A 13,450-nucleotide genomic window follows, 5' to 3' on the forward strand; every position below is an offset into this window, starting at 1 on the left:
CAAGAAGCAAGGCGCGGTCTTTGCCTACGGCAGCTTCATCACTGTCGCGTTGAACTTCCTCATCCTCGCTTTCATCATTTTCCTGATGGTCAAGGCGGTGAACAACATGCGCAAGCGGCTTGAGCGCGAGAAGCCCGCTGCACCGGCGGCTCCGCCGCCAGCCGACGTCGCGCTGCTCACCGAAATTCGCGATCTGCTCGCCAGGCGCTGACCACGGGCAGCATTGCTGGACCAAAACCCCGGTCGTTGGCGGCCGGGGTTTTCTGTTTTCGCATCTGGTAAGGACCGCTGACGAAAACCGCAGACCAAAAACGGATCCGCCCATGACCCTGATCGACAGCTTGCGCACCGAGGCCCGTGCGGCACCCGAAAGTGGCATTGTCGCCGTCGTCAATTACGGCCGCCTGCGCGAAGGCATGATTCGCTCTGGGCCGGCGAAGGCGACCTGCCGACGCCAGCCTTCATCACCGATGCCGCGTCGAAGGCGCTGGCCGGCGGCGAGACATTCTACACCTGGCAAAGGGGCATCCCCGATCTCAGGCAGGCACTCTCCCGTTACTATGCCAGGCATTTCGGCAAGAATTTCCCGGAGGAAGAATTCATCGTCACCGGCTCCGGCATGCATGCCATCCAGCTGGCGCTCGACGCGCTCGCCGGCGCCGGCGACGAGGTGGTCTACCTGTCGCCGGCCTGGCCGAATTTCGATGCCGCAGCAGGGATAGCGGGAGCCGTTCCAGTCGCGGTCACGCTCGATCATTCCGGCAATGGCTGGTCCTGCGACGTCGAGAAGATCGCCGCTTCGATCACGCCGCGCACAAAGGCGCTGTTCATCAACACGCCGTCGAATCCGACCGGCTGGACCGCCGATCACGAGACCTTGCAGGCGATCCTCGCTCTGGCGCGCGCGAAAAACCTCTGGATCATCGCCGACGAGATCTATTCACTGTTCCACTACGGCCACGGCCGCGCGCCGTCCTTCCTCGACATAGCGTCGGCGGAAGACCGTATCCTGTACGTCAACTCCTTTTCCAAGAACTGGGCGATGACCGGCTGGCGCGTCGGCTGGATCAAGACGCATCCGAGCTTGCAGCAGGTGTTCGAGAACCTGATCCAGTATTCGAGCTCCGGCGTCGCCCAGTTCATGCAGCGCGGTGCGGTCGCCGCCCTTGACGAGGGCGACGCCTTCGTCGCCGAACAGGTGGAGCGGGCGCGCAAGGCGCGCGACCTTGTCTGCGGCATCCTCGGCGCCACCGGCCGCGCTGGGTTTACGGTGCCGCAGGGCGCGTTCTATCTGTTTTTCACCGTCGAGGGCATCACCGATTCACGCACCGCTGCCTTCGACATCGTCGACAAGGCCAATGTCGGCCTGGCGCCAGGCACCGCTTTCGGCCCCGGCGGCGAGGCGTTTTTGCGGCTGTGCTTCCACCGCCGTCTCGACCAGATCGAGGAAGCGGCACACCGGCTGGCGAAGTGGATGAAGAACGCCTGAGCCGCTGACGAAGCCCGAATTGAAATCGCTCCGGCGAGCCAGATGGCCGCCGGAGTAGAGTTCCAAACGGCATCAGCCGCCTGACTTGGGCACCAGCAATGGAATGATGCGGTCGCTCTTGGCCACCGAAGGCCGACCGGCGGAGCCGTAGGGGATACCGAGCGCATCCCAGGTCTCGACCAGCGCATCCTGCAATTCGGCGATCAGCGCATCGGAATGGAACGGCGTTGGCGTGATGCGCAGCCGCTCGGTGCCGCGCGGCACGGTCGGGTAGTTGATCGGCTGGATGTAGATGCCGTGCACGCCGAGCAGGCGGTCGCTGGCCATCTTGCAGGCCTCGGGATCGCCGACCAGCAGCGGCACGATGTGCGTCGGCGAATCCATCACCGGCAGGCCGGCGGCCGACAGGATGTGTTTGGTTCTCGCGGCCTGCTGCTGCTGGGCGTCGCGCTCGGCCTGCGAGCGCTTGAGATGGCGGATCGAAGCGGCCGCGGCGGCAGCGATCGCCGGCGGCAGTGCCGTGGTGAAGATGAAGCCCGGCGCATAGGAGCGCACGGCGTCGATCACAGCGCTGGTGCCGGTGATGTAGCCGCCCAGCGTGCCGAATGCCTTGGCCAGCGTGCCTTCGATGATGTCGATGCGGTCGGCCAGGCCTTCGCGCTCGGTGATGCCGCCGCCGCGCGGCCCGTACATACCAACGGCATGGACCTCGTCGATATAGGTCATGGCGTTGTAGCGCTCGGCGAGTTCGACGATCTCTTTGATCGGCGCGATGTCGCCATCCATCGAATAGACGCTTTCGAAGACGATCAGCTTGGCACGTTCGCGCCCCGCCGCCTGCAAAAGGCTTTCCAGATGCGCCACGTCATTGTGGCGGAAGATCTTCTTTTCGGCGCCGGAACGCCGCACGCCTTCGATCATCGAGGCGTGGTTCAATTCGTCCGAGATGATCAGGCAGTTGGGCAAAAGCTTCGCGATGGTCGAGATCGAGGCCTCGTTGGAGACGAAACCGGAGGTGAAGACCAGTGCCGCTTCCTTGTCGTGCAGATCGGCAAGCTCCACCTCAAGCTCGACCAGCGGGTTCGAGGTGCCGGAAATGTTGCGGGTGCCGCCGGCGCCCGAACCCATCTTGCCAGCGGTATTCTGGAACGCGGCGATGACGTCGGGATGCTGGCCCATGCCGAGATAGTCGTTGGAGCACCAGACGGTGATTTCCTCGGCACGGCCATTGGAACGCCAGATGGCGCGCGGGAACTTGCCCGCGATCCGCTCGAGGTCGGCGAAAACGCGGTAGCGACGCTCGGCATGGAGCTGGTCGATCGCTTCCTCGAAGAACCGCTGATAGTTCATGTCGACTTCCCAATTTTTGCGCGGGATCATAATCATTGGCCCGTTGGTCGTCCACCTGGCCTTTTTGGTCAAAATGCCACGCCCCGGACCTGTTCCTAACGACCGCGGATCGTGGCCTATTCCCTTGATGTGGATGAACTTTGTTTCAGGACAATGCCACTGGCCGGCAATGCCGGTTACCAGGGGGTTCCAATGGCCATGCGGCGGGCTTTCCAGTAGAGCGGGGTTGAGACAGTTTCCGATAAATCTTGGATAAGCGAGGACGCGGATGACAGTTTTGGTGACAGGCGGCGCCGGTTACATCGGCAGCCATATGGTCTGGGAGCTGCTGGATGCCGGCGAAAGCGTGGTCGTTCTCGACCGTCTTTCCACCGGTTTCGAATGGGCAGTGGCGCCGGAGGCCAAGCTGGTCGTCGGCGATGTCGCCGACAAGGAATTGGTCGGCGCGGTCATCAGGGAGAACAAGGTCGACGCGATCATTCATTTCGCCGGCTCGATCGTGGTTCCGGAATCGGTCGCCGACCCGCTCGGCTATTATGAGAACAACACCTCGAAGACGCGCACGCTGATCGAAACCGCGGTGCGCGAAGGCGTGCCCAATTTCATCTTTTCCTCGACCGCCGCCGTCTACGGCGGCGCCGGGCTGGAGCCGGTGCGCGAGGACGCCCGCCTGGCGCCGGAATCGCCCTATGGCCTGTCCAAGCTGATGAGTGAGTGGATGCTGCGCGACGCGTCGATCGCGCATGGCCTGCGCTATACGGCGCTGCGCTACTTCAACGTCGCCGGCGCCGACCCGAAGGGCCGCACCGGCCAGTCGACGCCGGGCGCAACCCATCTGATCAAGGTCGCCTGCGAGACGGCACTCGGCAAGCGGCCGTTCATGCAGGTGTTCGGCACCGATTATCCTACGCCGGACGGCACCTGCATGCGCGACTACATCCATGTCAGCGACCTGGCGGCGGCGCATCGCCTGGCTTTGCAGCGGCTGCGCGCCGGGGGACAGAGCCTCGTCGCCAATTGCGGCTACAGCCATGGCTATTCGGTGCTGGAGGTCATCGACAGCGTGCGCCGCGCCTTTGGCCATGATTTCGAGGTGAAGATGGGTGATCGCCGCCCTGGCGACGCCGCGGCGGTTGTCGCCAATTCGGATCTCGCCCGCGCCGAGCTCGGCTGGACCCCGCAACGCGACGATCTCGACCAGATCGTCGCCGATGCGCTCGCCTGGGAGCGCATCCTGACCGGCAAGAACTCCGCGCGCGGCTGAGCCGGGTTCTCCCAAGGGCTCGCAAGCCGGGCAGTGAAGCGCTATTGAAGGCGTTCGCGGCAAGGCGCGGACGCGCGGCGCCGCGAGGAGATCTTGGGGGGATGGCATGAAAATAACGGTGCTCGGGGCCGGTGTCGTCGGTACGGCGGCCGCCTATTATCTGGCCAGCGACGGCCATGAGGTGACGGTGATCGAGCGCCATCCGGCGGCGGCACAAGGCACCAGCCAGTCCAATGCCGGCCTGGTGTCACCGGGTGACGCCACCGCCTGGGCCTCGCCGGCGGCTTTGAAGACCTTCCTGCGCGGGCTCTACAACCATGATCTCGGCATCAAGGTCAGGTTGCGCCTCGATCCCTATTTCCTCGCCTGGAGCCTGCGTTTCCTGCGCCAGTGCACGGTGGCGCGCCTGCGCGCCAACACCGACATCAAGCTCAGGCTCGCGCTCTATTCGCGCGACTGCATCAATGCGCTTTCGGAAGCGACCGGCATCCATTACGACGAGCGCAAGAAGGGCATTCTCTATTTCTTCCGCTCGCAAAAGAGCCTCGACACCGGCACCGACAATTACCGTTATCTTGCCAAGCACGGCCTGCCGATCGAAATCGTCGGCCGCGACCGGCTGGTCGAGCTGGAACCCGGCCTTGCCGGCGTCAAGGACAAGATTGCCGGCGGCGTCTATTCGCCAACCGACCAGACCGGAGATTCCAAGCAGTTTGTCGACAGGCTGGCCGCCTATGCGGCCGAGAAGCTCGGCGTCGAATTCCTGTTCGGCACGACAGTCGAAGGCCTCGACATCGAGGGCGACCGGGTGCGCGCGGTGATGACTTCGGCCGGCCCGGTCGCCGGCGATGCGGTTGTCATCTCGATGGGGCCGGAAAGCGGCCTGCTCGGGCGCCGTTACGGCATCGACCTGCCTGTCTATCCGGTAAAAGGCTATACCGCGACGATTCCCCTGGAGGACGAAAGCAGGGGACCGACCATGGGCGGCGCCGACGAGGACCGGCTGATCGGCTATTCAAGGCTGGGCAACCGCTTGCGGATGTCCTCGACGGCCGAATTCACCGGCTTCGACCGCACTTTCAAGCCCGCCGATTTCAAGACGATCATCAGCACCGGCAAGGATCTTTTCCCGGGTGCCTTCGACGAGAAGAGGGCTGTGTTCTGGGCGGGTCTGCGCCCGATGATGCCGAACTCGGTGCCGGTCATCGGCCAGGCGCGCTACAAGAATCTCTATCTCGACACCGGCCACGGCCATGTCGGCTGGACGATGGCCTGCGGTTCGGGAAAATTCCTCGCCGACCTCGTTTCGGGCCGCAAGCCGGAGATCGACCCGCAGGGGCTGGTTTACGGGGGCTAGGATGTCGGGACCGCAAGTCGCCATCGACCTTGGCCGCATCGAGCGCAACGCGCGCACCATCGTCGAGCGCTGCGCGCTGTCGGGCATAAAAGTGTTCGGCGTCACCAAGGGCACTTGCGGCATGCCGCAAGTGGCACGCGCCATGCTGCGCGGCGGTGTCGCCGGCATCGCCGAATCGCGTTTCGAGAACATCCGCCGGCTGCGCGACAGCGGCATCAACGCACCGATCATGCTGCTGCGCAGCCCGCCGATGGCGCGGGTCGAGGAGGTGGTGCGCACCGTCGACATCAGCCTGCAATCGGAACTCGCCACCATCCGCGAAGTTTCGCGCATCGCCGAGCGCATGGGCCGCGTCCACGACATCATGCTGATGATCGATCTCGGCGATCTCCGCGAAGGCATCTGGCCGAACGACCTGATCCCCACGGTTGAGCAGATCCTGCAGTTCAAGGGCGTGCGCATCGCCGGCATCGGCACCAATCTCGGCTGCTTCGGCGCCATCATGCCGACGCCGGAAAACCTTGGGCAGCTCGTCGCCCATGCCTACAAGACCGAGCGCCTGTCCGGCAAAAGCCTCGACGTGATTTCCGGCGGCGCCTCGTCGTCGCTGCCGCTGCTGCTCGAAGGCAGGCTTCCGGCCGGCATCAACAATCTGCGCGTCGGCGAGGCGATCCTGCAAGGTGGCGTCGAAACCTTCCGCGATGTGCCATGGGCCGAGCTCGAGCCCGATGCCTGCCGGCTGACCAGCGACATCATCGAGGTCAAGCTCAAGCCGTCACGGCCGATCGGCCAATCGGGCTACGACGCCTTCGGCAACCAGCCGGTCTTCCCCGACGAGGGCGATAGGCTGCGCGCCATCGCCAATATCGGCCGAGAGGACGTGCTGGTCGAGGGGCTGACGCCGATCGCCAGGGGGATCCGGGTGCTGGGCGCCTCCAGCGACCATCTGCTTTTGGATGTCGCCGATGCCGACCCGCCGCTGGCCGTCGGCGACCGCGTCGCCTTCCGCATGAGCTATGGCGCCATGCTTTTGGCGATGACCTCGGAATATGTCGAGAAGGCCCCGATGCACGATGTCGAGGATTTTTCCGGCCGCAAGATGGTGCAGATCTCCGCCGGGCCGGGGGCTGCCGGCATCCTGGCCCGGGAAGGCACCGGCGCGCGGCTGGAGGCGATGAATTTCGATGTCGTGGAACTCGCCGATGTCGAGCGGCCGCCATCGGGGCTGATCCGGCTGGCCGCCGGCACCGACCGTCGCGTCGCGCATAAGGCTCTGACCGCAACGGCGCGCGCCACGCATTCCTTCGGCCTGATCTGGATCGATTCCATCGCCGCCCTGATGCCTGAGGACGAGGACGGCATCGACCTGCCGGAAGGCTCGGTCCTGGCGCGATCGCTTGGCCTCGACCACAAGGCGGGCGCCCTGCAGCCGCAACTGTCGCCGGAGAATGTCGTCATCGTCGGCTTGCGCCACGCCGATCCGGCCGAGGCGCGGGTGCTGAAGGATTCGCGCGTCTCCGCCTTCACCATGACCGATATCGACGCCATGGGCATGCGCGACCTGATGCATGAAGCGATCCGTATCGCCACATCAGGCACGCAAGGCTTTCATGTCAGCTATTCGCCGACCGCGACCGAATTCGCCGGCTGGGCTGCGGGCTCCGGTGGGCTGACCGTGCGCGAAACACATCAGGCGATGGAGGCGATCGCGCTCTCCGGCGGCTTGCTGTCGATGGATGTTTCGGGCCTGACGGCGGATCTGGAGCCGCGGATCGGCACCGACGCGGTCAACTTCGTCATGTCTGCCTTCGGCAAACGGATTCTCTGATCAGCCCTGCACTTCCACTGCCGCCCGCCATGCGCTGACATAGTCGACCCATGCTGGGTCTATAGGCCGTTCTATTCTTTCGCCCTTGCCGTGCGTCGCCGGCCGATCGCATGCCAGCAGCGCCGCGCCGATGCTGGTGCCGGTGGCGGCCTCCGACGCAACCACGGCGCGCGCCGTGGCTGCCGCCAGCATGCCGACAAAGAGCCGGTTGCGGGCAAAGGGGCCTTCGACCGTGGTCGGGCCGTCGGCACCGATCAAGTCGAGGCAGGTCGCCGTCATCAGGGCCAGATAGAATGAGATGGCGGCAAAGCGCTGGCCTTTGTTGATGCCGTCGGCGTTGAGCCATGCCGCGGCATGGTGCGGGAACGGCCCCGAACCTTGCTGGGTCGACGGCAGCAGCAGCATCTTTCGCGCCAGCACGGCGCCGACATCATCCTCGGTCCACGGCTCCGGCTGATCCTTTGTCAGCACCGAAAACTCGCGGCCACCCATGAAGCGCGCAGAGGGAACGGGATCGCCGAGCGCGTTGACATTGACCAGCGTGTCGCGCGCCGCATCCAGCACAATCTGCTTGCCGCCGACCGCCATCGACACCACCCAGGTGCCGGTCGAGACCACCGAGAAAGGCGGTTTGTCGGACAGCAGATGCGGCAGCAGCGACGCGTTGGAATCATGCAGACCGCAGAACACCGGCGTTTGCGGATCGAGTCCGGTTCGCACCGCAACAGCGGGCAGGATCGGGCCGAGGCGGTCCCCGGCTGGCCGCACCGGCGCCGTCAGGCTTCGCCACTCCAGCCTCTCGACCAGGGATGAAAAATCCGCTGTCCACGGGTTCCACAGGTCGGTGTGGCAGCCGAGCGAGGTGACCTCGTTGGCGGCGATGCCGGTCAGGCGCAAGGCCCAGTATTGCGGGTACATCAGCAGCGCCGCGGCCCTGGCGAATTCCGCCGGGAAGCTCTTCTGCTGCCAGAAGAATTGTGCTCCGAGATTGAGGCCGAGCGGCAGGCGCGGCGTGCCGGTCTCGGCAAAAGGCGGGCGGATCGCGTCGTAATCCTCGGCCATCCCGTCGGGGCCGTCGAACTCATAGTCGAGCACCGGCAGCACCAGTTCACCCGCCGCGTCGACCAGCACGCCGGTCGCGCCATGGGTGGTGATCGAAATGGCGTCGATGCGCTGTTCGCGGTTGAGGCCGGCAAGGCTTTCGAGGATGAATGCCCACAAGGCCTCGACATCGTGATGTGGGTAAGGCGCCTGCCGCACCGGCGCATTCGCCATGCGGCGCAGCGCCACCTCGCTCAACGCAGCGAGGTCGACCAGCGCCACCTTGGCGTTGGTCTTGCCTATGTCGATGACGGCGATGTGGCGCATCGCAGTCATGCCATATGGAACATTGTTTCCAGCTTCACGGCCACCGGCTCGTTGTCCGGCCTGGTTTCCATGATGTCGGCCATGTGGGCCCACCAGCGCTGCATCACCGAATGCCCGGGCAATTCGTCCATGCGGTGGTCGTCTTGCCGCCACAGCACACCGAACAGGATATTGGTCTCCTCGTCGAGATGGATGGAATAATCGGAGACGCCGGCCTGCTTCAGCAGCGCGACCAGCGACGGCCAGATCTCGTCATGGCGCTTCTTGTACTCTGCCTTCATGCCGGGCTTCAGCTTCATCTTGAACGCGTATTTCTCGGCCATCAACGCCCTCCGCGCAGCCGCCGCCAGACGATCGGCAAGGCGATGACGATGATCAGCAGCAGGCCGATGAAGATCGACATGACGATGCCCGGCACATTGAGCAGGCCGAGCCCGAAGGTCACCAGCCCCATGATGAAGGCGGCGAGCACGACGCCCAGAATGCTGCCGGCGCCACCGAGGATGCTGACGCCGCCGAGCACCACCATGGTGATGACTTCGAGTTCATAACCCTGCGCGATCGAGGGCCGCGTCGAACCGAGGCGCGAGGTGATCAGCACCGAGGCGATGCCCGACATCAGCCCGGTCAGGCAAAACAGGATGAACTTGGTGCGGCCGACGCGCACGCCGGAAAATTGCGCAGCGACCGGATTGTTGCCGATGGCGAAGACGCGTCGGCCGAAACTCGTGCGGTGCAAGAGGAACCAGTAGACGACAGCCGCGATCAGGAACAGCACCAGCTCGAACGACACCACCCACCAGACATAGCCCTGGCCGAAGAAGGCGAAGCTTGAGGGATAGCCTTTGTAGGCCTGGTCGCCGAGGATGATGAAGGCGATGCCGCGAAACAGGCTCATCGTGCCGATGGTGACGACGATCGAGGGCAGGCCGAGCCTTGTCACCAGCAGACCGTTGAAGGCGCCGCAGCCGAGCCCGACAACGATGCCGATTGCCACCAGCACTGGCGTGCCGGCGCCGGCCTGCACCGCCATGCCCATCATGGTCGACGCCAGCGCAATGATGGCGGCCACCGACAGATCGATCTCGCCCGAGATGATCAGCAGCGCCATGGCGAAGGCGATCAGGCCCTTCTCGGTGAAATTGAAGGTCAGATCGGACAGCGAGTACGGATCGAGGAAATAGGGCGAGGCGAAGCTGTTGATGGCGAAGATGGCGACGGCCACCACGACCAGCAGCGCTTCCCAGGAAAAGATCGCCGAACGCAGCGGCTTGTCGAGCCGGTCGGGAATGTGGCGCGGGGCAGGGCTGTCGGTCACGCCTCCACCTTTCTGAGGATGATGCGGCCTTGCTGGCGCTCGCCGCGCGCATTGAGCACGACGGCCAGAATGATTGCGCTGCCCGAAATCGCCATCTGCCAGAAGGGTGAGATGTTGATGACCGGCAGCGCGTTGGAGATGATGCCGAGGAACAGCGCCCCTAATACCGCGCCGCCGACCGAGCCGATGCCGCCGGCGATCGAGATGCCGCCGATGACGCAGGCGGCGATGATGTTGAGCTCATAGCCATTGGCGACCTCGACCGAGGCGATCACGTAGCGCGAGATCCAGAGATAGCCCGACAGGCCGCCAATCATGCCGGAGATGCAGAAGACGATGAATTTCGTCCGGCCGACATCGATGCCGGCATAGACCGACGCCGTCGGGTTGACGCCGATTGCGTAGATCGAGCGGCCGAGCGCGGTGCGTGTCATCACAACGAAGAACAGCGCAATGACCAGGATGGCGATCCACGACAGCACCGGAATGCCGAGGAAGGCCGCGCGCTGGAAGCCGATGAACTCCGGGCTCATCTTGTCGGCATTGACCCAGGCACCGCCGGACAGGACGAAGGTGGCGCCGCGATAGATGGTCAGCGTGCCCAACGTCACCACGATCGAGGGGATGTTCAGCCGCCAGACCAAAAGGCCGTTGATGGCGCCGAGCACCAGGCCGACGACCAGCGCAATGACGATCAGCAGCGGGATCGGGATCGCCGGATGCGCGGCGTTCAGCATCGCCACCACCATGCCGGTGAAGCAGAGGTTGGACGCCATCGACAGGTCGATCGACCGGGTCAGGATGACCACCATCTGGCCAAGCGCCAGGATCATCAGGATCGAGGTGTCGTTGAACACCTGACGCAGATTGGCCGGATCGGCGAAGGCCGGAAAACGCGTCGAGATCAGCCCGATCAAGACGATGATGGCAGCAGCCAGCCAGATTTCGCGGTATTTGAGGAAAGCCTTCATGCCGCGATCCCCGCTGCCGTCCGAACCAGCGTCTCGGCGTCCAGCCCCTTGTTGTCGTAGACCGCCGCGACTAGCCCCTCGCGCATGACCACGACACGGTCGGACATGCCGAGGATTTCGGGCAGCTCGGACGACACCATGATCACCGACAGGCCTTGCGCCACCAACTCGGCCATGAAGCCGTGCACGGCGGCCTTCGAGCCGATGTCGATGCCCTTGGTCGGCTCGTCCAGGATGATCACCTTGGGCGACGTCGCCAGCCATTTGGCGATGACGATCTTCTGCTGGTTGCCGCCCGACAGCGTGCCGACATCCTGGCTGAGCGAAGAGGCCCTGAGGTCGAGTCGCTCGGTGTAGGAGCGGGCCAGATCGAACTCCTCCGACAGCCGCAGCAGGCCGGATTTCGACGTGCGCTTGAGCGAAGGCAGCGAGACGTTATGGAAGATCGGCAGGCCGATCACCACGCCTTGCTTGCCGCGTTCTTCCGGTACGTAGACGATGCCGGCATCGATCGAATCCGCAGCCGATTTCGGCGCGATCGTCTTGCCTTCCAGCGTGATCGTGCCGGCTGAGGTGCGGGTGATGCCCGATATCGCCTGCATCACCTCGCTGCGGCCGGCGCCGACAAGGCCGTAAAAGCCGAGGATCTCGCCCTTGTGCAGTTCGAAGCCGATATCGTTGAATTCGGTCGGATGCGACAGGCCGGAAACGGAGAGCACCGGTGCGCCGATCTCGGCCTTGCGCTGCGGGAAGATGTGATCGACCGCGCGGCCGACCATCAGGCGCACGATCTGGCTCTGGCCGGCATCCTTGATCAGGCCTTCGCCGACCATCTCGCCATCGCGGAACACCGTGTAGCGGTCGGCGATGCGGTAGATCTCGTCGAACTTGTGGCTGATGAACAGGATCGCCTTGCCATCGCTCTTGAGGAATTCGATCAGCAAAAAGAGCTCCTCGATCTCCTTCATGGAAAGCGCGGCGGTCGGCTCGTCCATGATGACGATCTGCGCGTCGATCGACATGGCACGCGCAACCGCGACCAGATGCTTGTTGGCGATGCCGAGGTCCTTCAGCCGCGCGTCGGCGTCGATATGGCCGGCATGCATGGTGTCCAGCACTTCGCGCGCATTCTTGCGCATCGTGCGCCAGTCGATGGTGCCGAAACGCGTGCGTGGCGCGTGGCCGAGAAAGATGTTTTCGGCGACGCTCAGATCGTCGAACAGCACGGTTTCCTGGTGGATGGCGGTGACGCCATGGCCGAAGGCGGCATGCGCGCTGGGCAGGGTGACGGCGTGGCCGTCTATGCTGATCGTGCCCCCGTCGGGCTGGTAGATGCCGGTCATGATCTTGACCAGCGTCGACTTGCCGGCGCCGTTCTCGCCGATCAGCGCTGTCACCTGGCCCGGATAGAGCGACAGGCTGACATTGTGCAACGCGCGCACGCCGGGAAAGCTCTTGGAGATGCCGGACAGCGTCAGGCGTGGAGCCGGGGCCGGAGGCCGCTCCTTCACCGCGCCGTGTTGGGCTGTCGTGTCCATAGTCGTATCAAGCCCTGAAACAAGGTTCGTTTAAAGCCGCGGCGGGACGTGAGCCCCGCCGCGTCAGCTCTAGAGAACTCCAGATCAATAGATCTTGGAAAACTTTTCGATGTTCGACTTGTCGAACTGGAAGGGCGGAGCCATTGCAGCCGAGTTGGTGTCGTCGAGCGTGACCTTGCCGACGCGGCCGATCGACAGCGTGGCGCCGGGCTTGGCCTCTTCCTTCTTCACCGCCAGATCATGGGCGAGGTAGACGGCCGAGTAGCCGAGGTCGATCGGGTTCCACAGGGCAACCGCCTGGCTGGAACCGTTGTCGATGAACTTCTTGAACTCGGACGGCAGTGCGAGACCAGTGACATTGACCTTGCCGATCAGGTTCTCGTCGGTGACGACCTGGGCGGCGGCAACGACGCCGACGGTGGTCGGCGCGATGATCGCCTTCAGGTTCGGATAGGACTTCAACAGGCCCTTGGCTTCGTCGGTGCTCTTGGCCGAATCGTCATCGCCGTAGACGGTGGCGACGAGTTTGATCTTGGGGAACTTCTCCGGCAGGATCTTCTTGGCCGCGTCGATCCAGGCGTTCTGGTTGGTCGCGGTCGAGGAGGCCGACAGGATGGCGACCTCGCCGCCTTCCGGCAGGTGGTCGGCGGCGAGCTTGATGATGGTCTCGCCGATCAGGCCGGTGTCGGACGGGTTGAGGTGAAGCTGGCGACCTTCCTTGGCGACGCCCGAATCCCACGAGATGACGGTGATGCCGCGTTCCATGGCCTTCTTCAGCACCGGCACCAGAGCGTCGGCGTCATTGGCCGAAATGGCGATGGCGTTGACCTTCTGCGCGATCAGCGAATTGACCACTTCGATCTGCGCTTCGGCGGTCGCCTTGGTCGGGCCGGTGTAGATGATGTCGACATCGCCGAGTTCCTTGGCCGCCTCTTCGGCGCCCTTGTTGGCGGCATCGAAGAAGCCG

The 13,450-nt window shown here is 64.3% G+C and carries 11 protein-coding genes and 1 pseudogene; 5 read left to right on the forward strand and 7 right to left on the reverse strand.

The window, feature by feature from the left end:
* Positions 1 to 211 (forward strand): MscL family protein (locus EN884_RS06985; protein WP_206617563.1); only part of this gene is annotated, 211 nt, incomplete at its 5' end.
* Positions 212 to 323: 112 nt separating this feature from the next.
* A pseudogene (locus tag EN884_RS06990) lies at positions 324 to 1,489 on the forward strand (pyridoxal phosphate-dependent aminotransferase).
* A 72-nt stretch (positions 1,490 to 1,561) separates the two neighbouring features.
* Here EN884_RS06990 and hemA read toward each other — a convergent pair.
* A complete protein-coding gene (gene hemA / locus EN884_RS06995; RefSeq protein ID WP_063170463.1) occupies positions 1,562 to 2,839 on the reverse strand; it encodes a 5-aminolevulinate synthase in 1,278 nt (425 codons plus the stop codon).
* 268 nt (positions 2,840 to 3,107) lie between these two features.
* On the opposite strand from hemA, the gene galE reads away from it, so the two are divergent.
* The 3 genes from galE (at position 3,108) to EN884_RS07010 (ending at position 7,288) form a co-directional block, all read left to right on the forward strand.
* A complete protein-coding gene (gene galE, locus EN884_RS07000; protein ID WP_063170028.1) occupies positions 3,108 to 4,103 on the forward strand; it encodes a UDP-glucose 4-epimerase GalE in 996 nt (331 codons plus the stop codon).
* Positions 4,104 to 4,209: 106 nt separating this feature from the next.
* The gene (locus EN884_RS07005; RefSeq protein WP_063170029.1) at positions 4,210 to 5,460 is read left to right on the forward strand and encodes a D-amino acid dehydrogenase; all 1,251 of its coding nucleotides are present in this window, start codon (positions 4,210 to 4,212) and stop codon (positions 5,458 to 5,460) included.
* Position 5,461: 1 nt separating this feature from the next.
* Positions 5,462 to 7,288: an alanine racemase gene (locus EN884_RS07010; RefSeq protein ID WP_063170030.1), complete on the forward strand. Its 1,827-nt coding sequence runs from the start codon at positions 5,462 to 5,464 to the stop codon at positions 7,286 to 7,288.
* Here the strand turns inward: EN884_RS07010 and EN884_RS07015 are convergent, their stop codons facing one another.
* From EN884_RS07015 to rhaS, 6 genes are all read right to left on the reverse strand, one after another.
* On the reverse strand, positions 7,289 to 8,665 hold the full coding sequence (locus EN884_RS07015; protein WP_063170031.1) for an FGGY-family carbohydrate kinase: 1,377 nt from the start codon (positions 8,663 to 8,665) through the stop codon (positions 7,289 to 7,291). It abuts the gene before it with no gap.
* Complete coding sequence (rhaM, locus tag EN884_RS07020) at positions 8,662 to 8,979, reverse strand: L-rhamnose mutarotase (RefSeq protein ID WP_024503130.1); 318 nt, start codon at positions 8,977 to 8,979, stop codon at positions 8,662 to 8,664. Before rhaM ends, EN884_RS07015 begins: the two co-directional genes overlap by 4 nt.
* The gene (locus EN884_RS07025) at positions 8,979 to 9,974 is read right to left on the reverse strand and encodes an ABC transporter permease (RefSeq protein ID WP_063170032.1); all 996 of its coding nucleotides are present in this window, start codon (positions 9,972 to 9,974) and stop codon (positions 8,979 to 8,981) included. Before EN884_RS07025 ends, rhaM begins: the two co-directional genes overlap by 1 nt.
* Positions 9,971 to 10,945 carry an ABC transporter permease gene (locus EN884_RS07030; RefSeq protein WP_013533601.1) on the reverse strand — a complete coding sequence of 325 codons (975 nt, stop codon included), beginning with the start codon at positions 10,943 to 10,945 and terminating at the stop codon, positions 9,971 to 9,973. The genes EN884_RS07025 and EN884_RS07030 overlap by 4 nt, the downstream gene beginning before the upstream one ends.
* Complete coding sequence (locus EN884_RS07035) at positions 10,942 to 12,483, reverse strand: sugar ABC transporter ATP-binding protein (RefSeq protein WP_063170033.1); 1,542 nt, start codon at positions 12,481 to 12,483, stop codon at positions 10,942 to 10,944. Before EN884_RS07035 ends, EN884_RS07030 begins: the two co-directional genes overlap by 4 nt.
* Before the next feature lie 84 nt (positions 12,484 to 12,567).
* On the reverse strand, positions 12,568 to 13,450 hold an 883-nt coding region (gene rhaS, locus EN884_RS07040; RefSeq protein WP_128360510.1), incomplete at its 5' end, for a rhamnose ABC transporter substrate-binding protein.

Source organism: Mesorhizobium sp. M7A.F.Ca.AU.001.01.1.1, from assembly GCF_004022735.1.
GTDB lineage: Bacteria > Pseudomonadota > Alphaproteobacteria > Rhizobiales > Rhizobiaceae > Mesorhizobium > Mesorhizobium ciceri.